The 15,681-nt window shown below is 68.3% G+C and carries 18 protein-coding genes and 1 pseudogene; 13 read left to right on the top strand and 6 right to left on the bottom strand.

Features of this window, described 5'->3' with window-relative positions; translation table 11 throughout:
* From AC1VAN_RS03910 to AC1VAN_RS03870, 9 genes and pseudogenes are all read left to right on the top strand, one after another.
* Positions 1–535 (top strand): malonate decarboxylase subunit alpha (locus AC1VAN_RS03910; protein WP_480985303.1); only part of this gene is annotated, 535 nt, incomplete at its 5' end.
* Between the two features lie 10 nt (positions 536–545).
* Positions 546–866: a malonate decarboxylase acyl carrier protein gene (gene mdcC / locus AC1VAN_RS03905; RefSeq protein WP_032975933.1), complete on the top strand. Its 321-nt coding sequence runs from the start codon at positions 546–548 to the stop codon at positions 864–866.
* Positions 863–1,771: a biotin-independent malonate decarboxylase subunit beta gene (locus AC1VAN_RS03900; protein WP_478013564.1), complete on the top strand. Its 909-nt coding sequence runs from the start codon at positions 863–865 to the stop codon at positions 1,769–1,771. Before mdcC ends, AC1VAN_RS03900 begins: the two co-directional genes overlap by 4 nt.
* 2 nt (positions 1,772–1,773) lie before the next feature.
* Positions 1,774–2,478 (top strand): biotin-independent malonate decarboxylase subunit gamma, encoded by a 705-nt coding sequence (gene mdcE / locus AC1VAN_RS03895; protein ID WP_100436585.1) that lies wholly within the window; start codon positions 1,774–1,776, stop codon positions 2,476–2,478.
* Complete coding sequence (gene mdcG, locus AC1VAN_RS03890; protein ID WP_099783206.1) at positions 2,471–3,121, top strand: malonate decarboxylase holo-[acyl-carrier-protein] synthase; 651 nt, start codon at positions 2,471–2,473, stop codon at positions 3,119–3,121. Before mdcE ends, mdcG begins: the two co-directional genes overlap by 8 nt.
* Positions 3,118–3,975 carry a triphosphoribosyl-dephospho-CoA synthase MdcB gene (gene mdcB, locus AC1VAN_RS03885; RefSeq protein WP_080149433.1) on the top strand — a complete coding sequence of 286 codons (858 nt, stop codon included), beginning with the start codon at positions 3,118–3,120 and terminating at the stop codon, positions 3,973–3,975. Before mdcG ends, mdcB begins: the two co-directional genes overlap by 4 nt.
* Positions 3,972–4,892, top strand: a complete 921-nt coding sequence (mdcH, locus tag AC1VAN_RS03880) for a malonate decarboxylase subunit epsilon (RefSeq protein ID WP_478013565.1) — start codon at positions 3,972–3,974, stop codon at positions 4,890–4,892. Before mdcB ends, mdcH begins: the two co-directional genes overlap by 4 nt.
* Positions 4,893–4,993: 101 nt before the next feature.
* Positions 4,994–6,148, top strand: a pseudogene (locus AC1VAN_RS03875) (SLC13 family permease); the annotation flags it as partial.
* Between the two features lie 56 nt (positions 6,149–6,204).
* On the top strand, positions 6,205–6,924 hold the full coding sequence (locus AC1VAN_RS03870; RefSeq protein WP_032975925.1) for a GntR family transcriptional regulator: 720 nt from the start codon (positions 6,205–6,207) through the stop codon (positions 6,922–6,924).
* A gap of 136 nt (positions 6,925–7,060) precedes the next feature.
* On the opposite strand, the gene AC1VAN_RS03865 is transcribed toward AC1VAN_RS03870, so the two are convergent.
* Complete coding sequence (locus tag AC1VAN_RS03865) at positions 7,061–7,399, bottom strand: hypothetical protein (RefSeq protein WP_442251628.1); 339 nt, start codon at positions 7,397–7,399, stop codon at positions 7,061–7,063.
* A gap of 154 nt (positions 7,400–7,553) precedes the next feature.
* Between AC1VAN_RS03865 and AC1VAN_RS03860 the strand changes: the two genes are divergently transcribed.
* Entirely contained in the window at positions 7,554–8,501 is a 948-nt protein-coding gene (locus AC1VAN_RS03860; protein ID WP_032975923.1) for a nucleoside hydrolase, read from the top strand.
* Between the two features lie 4 nt (positions 8,502–8,505).
* On the opposite strand, the gene AC1VAN_RS03855 is transcribed toward AC1VAN_RS03860, so the two are convergent.
* The 5 genes from AC1VAN_RS03855 to AC1VAN_RS03835 form a co-directional block, all read right to left on the bottom strand.
* The gene (locus tag AC1VAN_RS03855) at positions 8,506–9,780 is read right to left on the bottom strand and encodes an MFS transporter (RefSeq protein WP_033832073.1); all 1,275 of its coding nucleotides are present in this window, start codon (positions 9,778–9,780) and stop codon (positions 8,506–8,508) included.
* Positions 9,781–9,872: 92 nt separating this feature from the next.
* Positions 9,873–11,186: a sensor histidine kinase gene (locus tag AC1VAN_RS03850; protein WP_442251627.1), complete on the bottom strand. Its 1,314-nt coding sequence runs from the start codon at positions 11,184–11,186 to the stop codon at positions 9,873–9,875.
* On the bottom strand, positions 11,183–11,923 hold the full coding sequence (locus tag AC1VAN_RS03845; RefSeq protein ID WP_025873908.1) for a response regulator: 741 nt from the start codon (positions 11,921–11,923) through the stop codon (positions 11,183–11,185). Before AC1VAN_RS03845 ends, AC1VAN_RS03850 begins: the two co-directional genes overlap by 4 nt.
* A gap of 56 nt (positions 11,924–11,979) precedes the next feature.
* On the bottom strand, positions 11,980–12,525 hold the full coding sequence (locus AC1VAN_RS03840; RefSeq protein ID WP_032975919.1) for a redoxin family protein: 546 nt from the start codon (positions 12,523–12,525) through the stop codon (positions 11,980–11,982).
* Between the two features lie 3 nt (positions 12,526–12,528).
* Positions 12,529–13,323: an alpha/beta fold hydrolase gene (locus tag AC1VAN_RS03835; protein WP_480985302.1), complete on the bottom strand. Its 795-nt coding sequence runs from the start codon at positions 13,321–13,323 to the stop codon at positions 12,529–12,531.
* A gap of 343 nt (positions 13,324–13,666) precedes the next feature.
* On the opposite strand from AC1VAN_RS03835, the gene AC1VAN_RS03830 reads away from it, so the two are divergent.
* From AC1VAN_RS03830 to AC1VAN_RS03820, 3 genes are all read left to right on the top strand, one after another.
* Positions 13,667–14,311, top strand: coding sequence for an HvfX family Cu-binding RiPP maturation protein (locus tag AC1VAN_RS03830; RefSeq protein ID WP_025873911.1), 645 nt, complete (start codon positions 13,667–13,669; stop codon positions 14,309–14,311).
* A gap of 102 nt (positions 14,312–14,413) precedes the next feature.
* Positions 14,414–14,890: an HvfA family oxazolone/thioamide-modified RiPP metallophore gene (locus AC1VAN_RS03825; protein ID WP_442251626.1), complete on the top strand. Its 477-nt coding sequence runs from the start codon at positions 14,414–14,416 to the stop codon at positions 14,888–14,890.
* A 54-nt stretch (positions 14,891–14,944) separates the two neighbouring features.
* The coding region (locus AC1VAN_RS03820) for an HvfB family MNIO-type RiPP peptide maturase (protein WP_480985301.1) at positions 14,945–15,681 on the top strand (737 nt) is incomplete at its 3' end.

Here is a 15,681-nt window from a genome sequence, read left to right as displayed (position 1 = left end):
TGGCGGTGCACCCAACATGGGTTCGGATGCACGCGGCCGCCGCCACGCCAGCGACGCCTGGATCAAGGCCGGCCAGCAGGCCGCGCGGCCCGGCGAGATGCCACGCGGGCGCAAACTGGTGGTGCAGATGGTGGAAACCTTCCGCGAGCACATGGCGCCGGCCTTCGTCGACCGCCTCGATGCCTGGGACCTGGCCGAGCGCGCGAGCATGCCGCTGCCGCCGGTGATGATCTACGGCGACGACGTCAGYCATKTGCTSACCGARGAAGGCATCGCCAACCTGCTGCTATGCCGCAGCCCGGAAGAGCGCGAGCAGGCGATCCGCGGCGTGGCCGGCTATACCGCCGTGGGCAGGGGACGGGACCGCGCCATGGTGGAAAACCTGCGCGACCGCGGAGTGATCCGCCGCCCGGACGATCTCGGCATCAACGTGCGCGATGCCAGCCGCGATCTTCTTGCCGCGCGTTCGGTGAAAGACCTGGTGCGCTGGTCCGGCGGTCTGTACGACCCGCCCAAGCGCTTCCGCAACTGGTAAGGGCCACGCCATGGAAACCCTCGACTATCGATTCGCCGGCACGACGCCCGTGCGCTTCCCCACCGATGCGGTGCTGGTGGGCGTACTGGCCTCGGGCAACCTGGAAATCCTGCTGGAACCGGCCGACCTGGACGGTGCGATGACCGTGCGCATCATCACCGCTGCACGTGGCTTCGGCACGGTATGGCAGGCGGTGATCGCCGACTTCGCCCAGCGTCATCCCCTGCGCGATGTACGCGTGTCGATCAACGATGCCGGCGCTACACCGGCGGTGGTCAGCCTGCGCCTGGACCAGGCCGTCGAGACCCTGCTTGCCGGAGGCCAGCCATGACGCTCGCACAGCGCACCAGCTATTACGAAGCTGATGCCCGCGCGCGCATCGCCGGGCTGCTTGATGCAGGATCGTTCCGCGAATTTCTCGGCCCAGCCCAGCGCGCCATCAGCCCGCATCTGGCGCAGCTGGACCAGCCGGCCGCGTTCGACGATGGCATCGTCGTCGGCGAGGGACGCCTGCACGGCAAGCACGTGCTGGTAGCCGCACAGCAGGGTGAATTCATGGGCGGCGGCGTGGGTGAGGTGCATGGCGCCAAGTTGACCGGCCTGCTGCGCCGCGCGGCGGACACCCATCCCGATGGCGTGCTGCTGCTGCTCGATACCGGCGGTGTGCGCCTGCATGAAGCCAATGCGGGATTGATCGCCATTTCAGAAATCATGCGCGCCACGCTCGGCGCGCGGGCGGCCGGGGTACCGGTGGTGGCACTGATTGGCAGTGGCAACGGCGCCTTCGGTGGCATGGGTATCGTCGCCCGCTGCTGCAGCACGGTGATCATGTCCGAAGAAGGACGGCTGTCGCTGTCAGGCCCCGAAGTGATCGAGACCGTGCGCGGCGTGGAGGAATTCGATTCGCGCGACCGCGCATTGGTGTGGCGGGTGACCGGTGGCAAGCACCGCTACCTGATCGACCAGGCGCAGGTGCTGGTGCCCGATGCGATCAGCGCGTTCGCCGAGGCCGCCTCGGATGCGCTGCAGCCCGACACCGCCAGCGCCGACCCCGACGCGGCACTGGCAGCGCTGCAGGCACGCCACGCCGCGTTGAAGGCGCGCGTACAGGCGTGGGGYGACTGCAACGATGGCCTGCAGATCTGGGTACGCCAGGGCATTGCCGACCCGGAACGTCTGGCGCTGCTGGAAACCGATGCCTTCCTTGCCGCCACTGCGCACCGGAGCCTGCCATGAGCCTGCCATTGAATTCGCTGCTGGACGCACTGTTCCCGCGTGGCCATACGATCGCGGTGAACGATTCGGTACTGACCGGCACAGCGACCACCGACGACGGTGAGGTGACGGTGATCGGCACCACCGACAGGATCGAAGTCGGTGTGGACCACGCGCTGGTGCTGGCCGACACCGTGCTGGCCAGCACCGCTGCTCATCCGCAGCGTCCCATCGTGATGCTGGTCGATACCGCCGGCCAGCGGCTGGCGCGCCGCGATGAGCTGCTGGGCATCAACGGCTACTTCGCCCACCTCGCACAGACCCTGGACCTGGCCCGCCGCCGTGGCGCGCGCCTGGTCACGCTGGTCTACGGCGAATCGGTCAGCGGCGGCTTCCTGTCGTTCGGGCTGATGGCCGACCTCATCCATGCCCTGCCCGATGCGCAGGTGCGGGTGATGGATCTGCGCGCGATGGCACGGGTGACCAAGCAACCGTTGGAAAAACTGCAGGCGCTCAGCCTGACCTCGCCGGTGTTCGCACCGGGCGTGGAGAACTACGTGGCGATGGGCGCAGTGCAATCGCTGTGGGATGGCGATCTGGCGCATCACCTGCTTGAAGCACTGCGTGCAGCCGTCGACGGTGACCATCGCGCTGCACTGGGCGCCGAACGGGGTGGCCGTACGCTGGCTGCGCAGGTAGCCACTGCTGTGAGCCAGGGCAATGCCTGAGCGGCCCGCCCGGCACACGCTGGTCTGGCTGTCGGCCGATGCCGATTGGCGGGCCGACCTGCCCGCGCACGAGCCGCGTCTTGCCGCCTGGTTCGCGCAGGGCTTCCCTGCAGTGGTGGCGCGTCGTGCCGCGGATGATGCCGATACGCGCCTGCGATTGGGCGTTCCGTTGCCACCGGCCGAAGGCAAGCAGCGCCTGTCGTTGCGCGTACCGCTGTGCGACGTCGCGCACATGCGCGCTCCGCCGGCGTTGAGCGAGCTGCTGGCAGCAGGCGACGCAGGTGTTCCACAGCCGTGGCAGGAATCACTCCACGACCTGCAGGCACTGGCGCCGGCCCGTGTGTTCGGCGCCTTCGCCTGGCAATGGCTGACCGCCCTGCCCTATGTACATGAGCGTTCGGACATCGACCTGCTGTGGCAGGTGACCGATGCCGCGCAGGCCGAGGCGCTGATCGCGCAGTTGCTGGCATGGCAGACCCGCCATCCGCATCGCCTTGATGGCGAGCTGTGCCTGCCCGATGGTGGCGCAGTGAACTGGCGCGAACTTGCCGGCCGCAGTCGCCAGGTACTGGTGAAACGCCTTGATGGAGCCGCATTGGAAGCGCGTGATGCACTGTTCGCCACGCGCGAGGCGATCGCATGATCGCCGCCCCGAAGCCGTTGCCGTCACGCGACGCGGTGGTCGACAGCGCACGCCTGGGACGGCTGGCCATTGCCAGCCTGCACGCCGAGCTGGCGTGCGCCCCGAAGCCGGGCCTGGTCACACCGTTCGACAGCGGCAGCCATGACGACATGGATGCCGGCACTTTCCTGCGCAGTCTTTTCGCCCTGCGCCACTACTTCACGGCGGTGGCCAGGGCCGGTGCCGCGGGCGCCCCCTTCACGGTGCTGCGCGATCACGGTATTGCCGCTGAAGCGGCCATGCTGGTCGCCACCGCCGGCATCAACACCCATCGCGGTGCGATCTTCAGCCTTGGCCTGCTGGTGGCCGCCGCCGCTGAGCGCAGGCGCGTGCATGGCCATGCCGTGTCGGGCGCGCAGGTGTGCCTGGCAGTTCAGCAGTGGAATGACGCACTCATCGCTGCGCCGCTGGACCCGCACAGCCCGGGACAGCGCGCACGTGCGCGTCATGGGGTCTGCGGCGTACGCGAACAGGCTGCCGCCGGCTACCCGGTGCTGCGCGAGCTGGCCCTGCCTGCCCTGCGCCATGCGCTGGACAGCGGCCTGCCGCGCGACGCCGCGTTGTGCCAGACGCTGATGCAGCTGGTGGCACAGGTGGACGATCTGAACCTGCTGCATCGCGGCGGTACCGAGGGCCTGCGCTGGGCGCAACAACAAGCGGCCACATTCCTTTCCGCCGGTGGCGCCTTCGCGCCGGACTGGCGCGTGCGCCTGCAGTCCATCGGCGATGCGTTCGTGAGGCGTCGGCTCAGCCCGGGTGGCAGTGCCGATCTGCTGGCCTGCGCCTGGTTCCTGCTGCAGCAGGAGGGCGCATGAGCCTGGCCCTGCTCTGCCCCGGACAGGGTGCGCAGCATCCGGCGATGTTCGACCATGTGCGCGGCATGGCCGCTGCACGCGCGGTACTGGATGCGGCGAGCGACGCGCTGGGGCGCGATGTGTTCGCGGCCGCGGCCGCCGACGACCGCTTCGACAACGCACAGGCGCAGCCGCTGCTGTGCGCCGCCAGCATCGCGCACTGGCATGCCCTGCGCGGCGCCGTGCCGGACCCGATCGTGGTGGCCGGGTACAGCATCGGCGAACTGGCGGCACATGCCATCGCCGATAGTTTCGACGTGACCACCTGCCTGTCCCTGTCGGCGCAGCGTGCACGATTCATGGACGCCGTCAGTCCGGTCGATGCCGGAATGCAGGCGATGCTGGGGCTGGATCGACAGACGGTGCAGACATTGTGCGAAATCCACGGCACGCACGTGGCGATTGCCAACGGCACAGATCATTTCATCGTTGGCGGCACGCTGCCGGCACTGCGTGCGCTGGCCGCTGCCGCGCACGCACAGGGTGCCGAGGTGCGCGTGCTGCCGGTACATGTGCCGGCGCATACGCCACTGCTGTCGGCGGCGGTCGCACCGTTCGCCGCCGCACTGCAGGCCACCACGTTGCACGCGCCGCGCCTGCCGCTGCTGGCCGGCATCGACGCACGGCCGGTGCGCGACACCGCAGCGGTGGTGCACACGCTGTCCGCGCAGCTGGCACAGACCATCGAATGGGCACAGGTGATGCGCCAGGCCTTCGAGCGCGGCGCACGGGTGTTCCTGCAGCTGGGCCCGGGCAACGCACTGGCACGCATGATCGCGCCGGCCTATCCGTGYTGCGAGGTACGCGCGATCGAGGAATTCCAGAGCCTGGACGGCGCGGCGGCGTGGGTCCGCAGCGCGCTGCAGCGGCTTCAATAACGGGTTTGAGCAGTACGTAACGCGCAGTACGTAACAGGCCATACCCCGGGATGGCGGGCTTCCATCCGTGCAACACGCGAATCAGGTGTCTGGGAGGGCGCATGACTCCACAAATTGCAACGATCATCGGTCTGGTGATCATGTTCATCGTCGCCACCGCGATGCCGATCAACATGGGCGCCGTCGCCTTCGCACTGGCCTTCATCGTCGGCGGGCTCTGGGTCGACATGGGGGGCAAGGAGGTTCTCGCCGGCTTCCCGGGCGACCTGTTCCTGACCCTGGTCGGCATCACCTACCTGTTCGCGATTGCGCAGAAGAACGGCACCATCGACCTGCTGGTGCACTGGGCGGTGAAAGCGGTACGCGGCCATATCGTGGCCATCCCGTGGGTGATGTTCGTGATCACCGCCGTGCTGACCGCCTTCGGCGCGCTGGGCCCGGCCGCGGTTGCGATCATCGGCCCGGTCGCGCTGCGCTTTGCCAAGCAGTACAACATCAATCCGTTGATGATGGGCCTGCTGGTGATCCATGGCGCGCAGGCGGGTGGCTTCTCGCCGATCAGCGTGTACGGCAGCATCACCAATGGCGTGGTGCAGAAGGCAGGCCTGGAAGTCACCGAAATGGCGGTGTTCCTGACCAGCCTCGGCTTCAACTTCATGATGGCCACGATCTGCTTCTTCGCCTTCGGAGGCATCGCGCTGCTGCGTCGCGGTTCGATCACTGCTGCGGGCACGGTGGGCAGCGCGGAGCTGGCGATGGCCGGTGGCCCGCAGGCTTCGTCGCGGCAGTTCGCCATCGAAGGCCACGGTGCGCTGGTCGCAGCCGGTGGTGGCACCCTGTCCAACGATCCGGTGGCACTGGATGCGGTGGGCCTGACCCGCGAGCGCTTGTTCACCCTGATCGGCCTGCTCGGCCTGGGTGTGGCCGCGCTGATCTACAACCTCAACGTCGGCCTGGTTTCGATCACCGTTGCAGTGGTGCTGGCCCTGCYGTGTGCCGTGGACTTCATCGGCCACGGCGTCTCCAGCATCGGCATCCCGCTGCTGGGCGCGCTGCTGGTCTGCTACGTGGGCGGCATCGTCTCCGCATTCGCCTCGTCGGCGGCGGTGCTGGGTGCCACCATTCCGCTGGCCGTGCCGTTCCTTATGCAGGGTCATCTCAGTGCCGCTGGCGTGATATGCGCGCTGGCGGTGTCCTCCACCATCGTCGATGTCAGTCCGTTCTCGACCAACGGCGCACTGGTGGTGGCCTCGGCCGGGGGTTCATGGGTTGCCGGCCAGCGGCCGGCACTACCTGGCGTTACACTTTCCGCATGGCCATCGCTCCCGCTCCGCGTCCTCCGAAGAAGCGCGCCCCTCTGTATGAGGAGGTGGCCGAACACGTGCGCGAGCGGATCTACGACTACCGCCTGCCGCCGGGCGAGTGGATCGACGAACCGGCGCTGTGCGAGGAACTGGCCATCAGTCGTACGCCCCTGCGCGAAGCGCTGAAGCTGCTCGCCGCCGAAGGCCTGGTGCAGATCGATGCCGGCCGCGGCGCACGGGTAACCCGGCTTACCCTGGAAGACCTCAACCAGCTGTTCCCGGTGATGGCGATGCTGGAAGGCCGATGTGCGCATGAAGCGGTCAAGCACATCGACGACGCAGGCGTGCAGCAGCTGGAAGACCTGCACGCGGCGATGGAAGCGGCGGCCGCCGAGGGCAACATCGCCGAGTACTACCGCAACAACTACCTCATCCATGAGACGGTGCAGCATTACGCCGGCAACCCGTGGCTGATCCGCATCACCCACGACCTGCACCGCATCCTGAAGATGCATCGCGGCCGCCAGCTGCTGGCGCCGGGCCGCACCGCGCAGTCGCTGGCCGAACACCGCGAACTGATGGACTGCTTCCGCCAGCGCGATGCTGCAGCCGCCGAACGCACGATGGAACGCCACCTGCTCAGCCAGGGCCAGGCCTTGGCTGCGTATGTGGCCAGCGGCGGATTGTTGAACGTGCCTGCGCCATTGCCGACCGAAGGCGGAAGCTGAGTTCATGGGGTTGCCGGCCAGCGGCCGGCACTACCCCGGCGAGGCCCGGTCACGGTAGTGCCGGCCCCTGGCCGGCAACCTCGATAGGTCACGTCCGGGTAGTGCCGGCCGCTGGCCGGCAACCTGGAATCTCTCCTCAATCGCCGCCGCCGCAGCCGCCTCCGTCACCACCCCCACCGCTGTCGCCGCTGCCGCAGTCCGAGCTGCTGTAGCTGTGGCTGCTGTGGCTGTCGCCGGAGGAACCACCAGAAGAATCATAGGCGCCACCGCCAGTGCCATCGCCCCGCGCGGGCGAACCATCGGCGGTGGCCATCGCCATGCACACGATCGCGCCGACGAGTGGCAGCAGCCACACCACCAGCAGCTGCCCGGCGCGACTGCTGACGGGAAGGTCATCGCGGCCCAGCACCACGAAGCTGGCCACCAGGTTCAGCCCCAGCACCAGGGCAATCAGGACGAGGGTCACAGCCAGCATGGCGCAGCTCCTTGCGACGGGTTCGGGCCCGCAGACGATACCACCGCCGCCGGTTCGCCCTGCCTGTCATGAAGATGGGACAATGTAGGGCGCGCCGGCCTGCCCTCGGGGCCGCCGGCCCCCCTGCACCACACGGAAGAAGAAGAACAACAACATGCTGAAAGTCATTTTCGATACCGACCCGGGCGTCGACGACGCGCTGGCGCTGCTGTACCTGCACAAGCACCCGCAGATCGACCTGATCGGCGTCACCACCACCTTCGGCAATGCCTCGGTGGAGTCGACCACCCACAACGCGCTGTACCTGAAGCAGGCCTGGGGCCTGTCCGCGCCGGTCGCGCGCGGCGCCGACGGCCCGCTGCAGCCCGAAGCCACCCCGGAAGCCTGGCCGGTACACATCCATGGCCACAACGGCCTGGGCAACCACCCGGTGCCGGAAGCGCTGGACGCAACCGCCGACAGCCGTCCTGCGCACCAGCTGATCATCGACCTGGTGCGCGCCCATCCGGGTGAAGTGACCCTGGTGGCGGTCGGCCGCATGACCAACCTGGCGCTGGCCCTGCAGCAGGCCCCGGACATCGCCGGCCTGGTGCGTGGCGTGGTACTGATGGGCGGTGCGTTCCACGTCAACGGCAACATCACCCCGGCGGCCGAGGCCAACATCTGGGGCGATGCGGAAGCGGCCGACATCGTGTTCACCGCCCACTGGCCGGTCACCGCGATCGGCCTGGACGTGACCACCCGCGTCGAGATGAACCGCGACGGCCTGGACAAGCTGGCCGCGATCGGCGGCGCCGATGCCGAACTGGTCCGCGCCCTGTCGCAGGACTACGTCGACTTCTATCTGCAGGCCGGCCACAAGGGCATGGTCGTGCACGACTGCTGCGCCTGCATCGCCCTGACCCGCCCGGAGCTGTTCCAGTTCGAGCGCGCCAGCGTGCGTGTGGCCACCGACGGCGTCGCCCGTGGCATGACCATTCCCAAGCCGGAAGGCATGGGTTTCGGCCCCAGCGTGTGGGACGGCCATGTCCTGCAGTCCATCGCCATCGGCGTGGATGCGGCCGCGGTGCTGGCCGACATCGAGCAGACCCTGAAGGTCTAAGCGCTCACTGCCCGCCCCGGGACACGGGGCGGGTCTTCGGCACGGTCTCCGGCAGCGTCCACAGCACCGGCAGCACCAGCACCGCCACCAGCGCGATCATCGCCCCCGGTGCCGCCGCCCAGCCGCTGCGTTCCACCCACCATTGCGCCAACCACGGCGTCGCCCCGCCGAACACTGCGGTGGCCATGGTCACCCCCAGCGCCAGACCACTGACCCGGCCCTCGCCGGGGAACTGCTCGGCCGTGGCCGGTGCCGCCACCGCACTGATACCGCCGGCCACACAGGCCAGGCTCACCGCTGCCAGCACGATGCCCAACGGCGCAGCAGAGGCCATCCAGCCGAACATCGACAGCGGCAGCAGCGCCGCCAGCACCGTCAGCCCCAGCAGCAGCGGACGCCGCCCGAAGCGATCGGACAGCGCCCCGCACAGCGGGGTGATCGCGATCACCGCCACCGCCGCAATCGTCGACAGCCACAGCGCATCACCTTCGTCGTGCCCCTGTGCGTGCAGGAATGCTGGCACATAGGTGATGCCCACGTAGTAGGTGATCGAACCCAGTGCGGAAATCGCGAACGTGCGCGCCACCGCACCAGGATGGTTGCGCAGCACGTGCCGCAGCGGCGTAGCCGGAATGCTGCCTTCGCGCCGCTGCCGTTCGAACTCCGGCGATTCGTGCATGCCCGAACGCGCGATCAGGATCACCAGTGCCAGCGCCGCGCCGAAGAAGAACGGGATCCGCCAGCCCCAGCTGTCCAGCTGCGGCGCAGGCAGCAGGGCCACGGTGAGCGCGGAGATCGCCACCGCCAGCAACGCGCCCACTTCGCTGGCCGCCGAGGCCAGCGAGGTGACCAGGCCACGTCGTCGCGCCGGCGCGCTTTCCAGAAGATAGGCGACCACGCCGGTGTATTCGCCGCCCACGGAGAAGGCCATCACGCAGCGCAGGATCAGCAACAGCACGCCAGCAGTCGCACCGGCAGTTGCCGCGGTCGGCAGCAACGCGGTGGCCAGCATGGCCGCGGCCATCAACGCCATCGAAGCCAGCAGCATCCAGCGCCGGCCGAGCCGGTCACCCAGGTGGCCGAAGCACAGCGCACCGAGCGGACGCATCAGGTAGGACACCGCGAACCCGGCCAGGGTGACCAGCATCGCCTCTTCGCCACCGCCGAAGAACACCCGCGACAGCACCGTGGCGAAGTACAGGTACAGGGTGAAGTCGTACCACTCCACCACCGTGGACAGACCGGCCACCCACATCGAGCGCTGCCGTCCTGCGGTCATTGCGTGCTTTCCTTCATGGCCGCAGCGTGTCATGAAGGCGGTGACGATGCAGTAGATCCACGCCATGCGTGGATGGCCTGCCCCGCCAGACTTCAGGCCGGTAACTGCAACAGCGCCTGCAAACCGCCGCCCTCGCGATTGTGCAGCCGTAGAGAACCACCGAGCGATTGCGCCAGCTGCACGGCGATGGCCAGACCGAGCCCGGTACCGCCGGTATCCCGGTTGCGTGAGCTTTCCAGCCGATGGAAGGGCGCCAATACCGCCTGCAGCTGCTCTTCGGGAATACCGGGGCCACGATCGGAAATCCGAATCCACACCCTGCCCACCTCGTCGCGACCGGCATCAATCTCCGCGCTCCCGGCATAGCGCAAAGCGTTGTCGACCAGATTGCCGACCACCCGCCGCAGTGGTTGCGGCCACGTCTGCACGATCAGGCCGCTCGGGGCGCCACCACTGACTGGCTTGCCCACGTCCTGGTAATCGCCGACCACGCTGGACAGGAATGCCGCCAGATCCATTGCCACCGGCTCACCACTGGCCACATGGCTGCTGCGCGCGTACGCCACGCCTTCGCGTACCAGCTGTCCCAGATGGTCCAGGTCGGCCAGCAGCCGTTGCTGGGTGGCGTCTTCAGGCAGCGTTTCCACCCGCAGCTTCATCCGCGTGATCGGCGTCTGCAGATCGTGCGAGATCGCCGCCAGGATCTGCAGGCGTTCACTGACATGACCCCGGATGCGGGCCTGCAGTGCGTTGAGTGCCGTTGCTGCGGTGCCTACCTCCGCGGGACCGTCTTCAGGCAGCGCCGGCCCGTCCTGGCCGGGCTGCAGGTGCTCCATCGCGTGCGACAGCTGTGCCAACGGCCGCATCGCCAGCCGCACCGCCAACCATGCGCACAGCAGCAGCAGCGCCAGCTGCGCCATCAGCACCAGCGGTAACCAGCGTGCCAGTGGCAGGCCGGACGGTGTGACCTCGATGGTCAGCGGCGTGCCGTCGTGCAGGCGCAGCTCCACTTCGAAGCGCTCGGGCATACGCGAGACCTGCCGCGCCTGCAGCGGATATCGATGCCACAGACTGTCATCGATGATGCTGGTGACCTGCCGCGCACGATCAGTCTCCGGCGCAGGGCCGGCCGCGGCCGGGCGCAGCAGATAGCGGTAGGTTCGCCGTTCCAGACGCGGCACCCACGCTTCGCGCTCGCTGGCGGGCAAGCGCTCCAGCAAGGCCACGCTTACGGCCACGTCCTCGTCGAGGTTGCGCAGCATCATGCTGCGGGTGGACTGGTAGCGCTCGTAGAACAGCAGGCCGAACGACAGCGCATGGGCCAGAGTCAGCCCACCCAGCAGCAACAGCAGCAGCCGCGCCGACAGCGTGCGCGGCCACGGCAGGCGGCGCGCCGCGGCGTTCATTCCTCCGGCCCCAGCAACTGCACCGGCACGCTGAACACATAGCCTTCGCTGCGCACGGTCTTGATGTAGGTCGGCTCACGCGCATCGTCGCCCAGGCGCTGGCGCACGCGGCTGACCAGCAGGTCGATCGAGCGGTCGAACAGCTCCGCATCGCGGCCCTGGGTGAGGCTGAGCAGCTGGTCGCGGCTGAGCACACGGTTGGCGTGGTCAAGGAACACGCGCAGCAGCCGGAACTCGGCGCCGCTGAGCGGATAGGCGGTGTCCTGCGCGTCCAGCAGGTGGCGGGCGGTGGTATCCAGGCGCCATTCGCCGAAGGCCAGCTGGCGGCCGGCTTCGCTCACCTGCAGGTTCGGCGGCAGCATCTGCGTGCGGCGGATCACCGCGTTGATGCGTGCCAGCAGTTCGCGCGAGGAGAACGGTTTGGTCACGTAATCATCGGCGCCCATTTCCAGGCCGATGATGCGGTCGGTCTCATCATCGCGGGCGGTCAGCAGCACCACCGGCACGGCGCGGTGCTTGCCGGCCCGCAGGTTGCGGCACAGGCTCAAGCCATCCTCGCCGGGCATCATCACATCCAGCACCACCAGGTCCACTGCATGGGTGTCCATCAGCGCGCGCATCGCGCGGCCACCATCGGCCTGGCTGACGCGCAGGCCGTTGCGCTGCAGGTAGTCGGCCAGCATCTGGCGGATGTCGCTGTCATCGTCGACGACAAGGATGTGCGGTACGTGGTTCATCGTATTCTCGATCGAGGCAGGGGCGAAGCCGCGCAACGCGGCCATGGTAGCGCGGCTCAGGGGCTGGCCAGCAGGCGCTGGATCTCGCTTTCGGTACGCGCATAGTCGCCTTCACCGTAGTGCCGGTAGACCACCCGCCCCTGCCGGTCGATCAGGTACAGCGCGGGCCAGAAACGGTTACCCCACGCGTTCCAGATCCGGTACTGGTTGTCCTGCACCACCGGCCAGGTGATATCCAGCCGGTGGATCGCACGGCGCAGGTTCCCCGGCAGCCCTTCATACGCGAATTCGGGGGTGTGCACGCCGATCACGTGCAGGCCCTGTTCCGCGTATCGGCGATGCCACTGGTGAACGTACGGCGCCACGTTGAGGCAGTTGCTGCAGGTGTAGGTCCAGAATTCGACCAGCACCACCTGCCCGCGCAGCTGCTGCAGGGTCAGCGGCGGGCTGTTGTGCCATGGCCCACCGCCGCTGAATCCCGCAGCGGGTGCGGCCTCGGCAGTCTGTGCACCGGCTTCGGGGCTTGGCCACGCAAGCAGCAGCGCAACGGCGCCGAGCAGGGACAGCAGCAGCGGCACGGTATACGCACGAAGCGTGGCCATTGCTCAGCCCCCCTGCTCGGCCAGCGGCAGCTCGGCCGGCTTCACACCGGCAGCTTCCAGGATGCTGTCGGCCACCTGCGCGGGGTGCGAGAGCAGCGAGACATGGCTGCTGCCGATCGACTGCAGCTGCGCGCCAATGCGCTGCGCGGTGGCGACCTGCAGCTGCGGCGAGAGCATGCGGTCATCGCGGCTGACCACGTACCAGCTCGGCTTGCTGCGCCATGCCGCCGTGGTCACGGCCTCACCCAGCGCACTGGCCTTCAACGGCACCTGCGTGCTGTACAGCAGGGCGGCGGCCTTCTTCATCACGTCGGGTGCGAAATCCTGGGCGATGGCATCGGCCGGCAGGGTCAGGTAACCGTCTTTCTCCTGCAGGCGGGTCAGCCCGGGGCCGACCGGGAAGCCTTCGCCCTGCTGCGCGGAGGACTGGCCGACATCCGGTGCGAACGCGGCCACGTAGACCAGCGCCTGCACCTTGGGATCGTCGCCCGCTTCGGTGATSACSGTGCCGCCCCAGSWGTGGCCGACCAGCACCACCTTGCCGGGCGCGGCAGCGATCGCGCGACGGGTAGCGGCAACGTCATCGGCCAGCGAGGTGAGCGGATTCTGTACCGCCACCGCCGGCAGCTTCCAGGCATGCAGGGTGCCGATGACCTTGTTCCAGCTGGAGCCATCGGCGAAGGCGCCATGCACCAGGATGATGGTGGGCGGCGCGCCGGCATCGGCCTGCACGGCGAAGGCGGGGGTGGCGGCGCCGGCCAGGGCCAGGGCAGCGGCAAGCAGGGTGGTGCGGATCATGGGTGGCACTCCGGTGTTGGGAGTGGCCATTTCCGCGTGCCGGTGTATCGCTGCTGTTTCGCTGTGATGCCGAGTTGTACCGGACTGTAGGGCGGCGGCGGGTTCCTACAGTGGGATACATTCGGCCGCTGGGCATGCCCCGGCGCCATCGGGTGGATATCGTTCCCCGCACGCGGACGCGCAACGCGCCGATGCGCCCCCGATGCGGCGTCTTTGTATCCAACTGTACGAAACCCCTGCCGCAGCCACAGTCGCTGACAAAACCCCGGGCATCGGCACACGTTGCCGATACCTGCGTGGCCCGAAATGGCCTCCATCGACCACCGGCCCGCAGGACACACCCATGATCAGCACCGCCTCCTCCCTCTACACCCCACGCCTGGATGCCGTCGGCCGCTGGCTTTCGCCGCTGGCCCTGCGCGCCCTGCTCGCCTGGGAATTCTTTGAATCCGGCCGCGAGAAGCTGGGCGGCCAGAACTGGTTCGCCGATCTGGAAGGCCGGTTCCCGTTCCCCTTCTCCACCCTGCCCGCCTCGCTCAACTGGCAGCTGGCCACCTGGCTGGAACTGGTGGGCGCGGTGATGCTGCTGCTGGGCCTGGCCACGCGCTCGGTGGCGTACATCTTCTGGGTGCTCACCATCGTGGCCATCGCCGCCGTGCACTGGCCCGACCAGTGGAACGGCCTGGATGAACTCTGGCGGGGCTATGCGATCACCGACCAGGGCTACGGCAACTTCAAGCTGCCGCTGCTGTTCCTGGCCATGCTGCTGCCGCTGATCCTCAACGGTGCCGGATCACTCAGCCTGGACCGTCTGCTTGCCAGCCCGCAACACGCCGCCGCAGACGATGACGGCCTCGGCTGGGGCAGCAGCCTGATCGCGCTGCTGCTACCGGTCGCCGCACTACTGCCTGGCGTCGGCTTCGGCGGTGCCCTGCTCGGCGCCGCGTTGTTGCTGGCCCATGTACTGCGCCGTCGCCGCAGCGCCTGATCCGCTTCCGCCCTCTCCCACTCTTCCTCGCATCGCATTCCGTCGCCTTCCAGCGGCGTCCATCCCGCACGCCCTGCGTGCACATCCCAAGGAGTCATCACCATGTCCGTCTCGACCAATAACACCTCTGCTTCCCGTCTGCCGCGCATCGGCGCCATCGGCATCGCCCTGGCCGGCGGCCTGCTGCTGGCCGGCCAGGCTGCCGCGATCCAGTCGCTGGCGATCAGTGCCGTGGCCATGAGCGCCGCCGCCGARGGCAAGTGCGGTGAAGGCAAGTGCGGCGCCAACAAGGCCACCACCAGCAAGCCCGCCGGCAAGGCCAAGGTAGCCGAGGGCCAGTGCGGCGAAGGCAAGTGCGGCGACGCCTCGTTTGCCCGGACCGACCGTGACCACGACGGAAAGGTGTCGCGTGCCGAGTTCAATGCCGTGGCCGCCAAACGTGCCGCCGAATTCGACCGCATCGACACCGACCACGACGGTTACATCAGCGAGCAGGAAGCGCACGACTACCTGCGCAGCGTCTATACCGCCAATGGCAAGCCGATGCCGAAGGGCCTGTTCTCRCGCGTTGCCGACTGATTGCCCGCACCCGGTGCCGCCCTTGTGGCGGCACCTCATCCCGGAGTACCCACCATGTCCCTGCCTTTGCCTACCGCCAGTGCGGGCCTCGGCCTGCGCCGAGGCCTGATCGATGAACTGCTGGCGATGCCGGCCGATGCCATCGACTTCCTCGAATGCTCGCCGGACAACTGGATCGGCGTCGGCGGTGCACACGGTGCCGCGCTGCGCCAGCTGAGCGAGCGCCACCGCCTGACCTGCCACGGTCTTTCGCTGTCGCTGGGCGGCCCGGACCCACTGGACCGCACGCTGCTGCAACAGACCCGCGCTTTTCTCGACCTGCACCAGGTACAGCTGTACAGCGAACACCTGAGTTACTGCGCCGCCGGGGGCCACCTCTATGACCTGCTGCCGCTGCCGTTCACCGCCGAGGCCGTACGCCACATTGCCGGTCGCATCGCCCAGGTGCAGGACAGCCTGGGGCGTCGTATCGCGGTGGAGAACATCTCCTACTACGCAGTGCCCGCTGCCGACATGAGCGAGATCGAGTTCATCACTGCCGTGCTTGCCGAAGCCGAYTGCGACCTGCTGCTGGACGTCAACAATGTCTWCGTCAACGCCTGCAACAATGGCTACGACGCCTTCGATTTCCTGCGCCGCGTGCCGGCCCACCGCGTGGCCTCCCTGCATGTGGCTGGCCACTTCGACGAGGACGACGGCTTCAAGATCGACACCCACGGCGCGCCGGTGAAGGGTGTGGTCTGGGCCCTGCTACGCCAGGCCTATGCGCACGTAGGCGTGCGCCCCACTCT

Source organism: Stenotrophomonas sp. 05L44_2, from assembly GCF_056665995.1.
The sequence above is the reverse complement of the archived record's forward strand: the minus strand, read 5'-3'. Positions and strand labels throughout refer to the sequence as shown.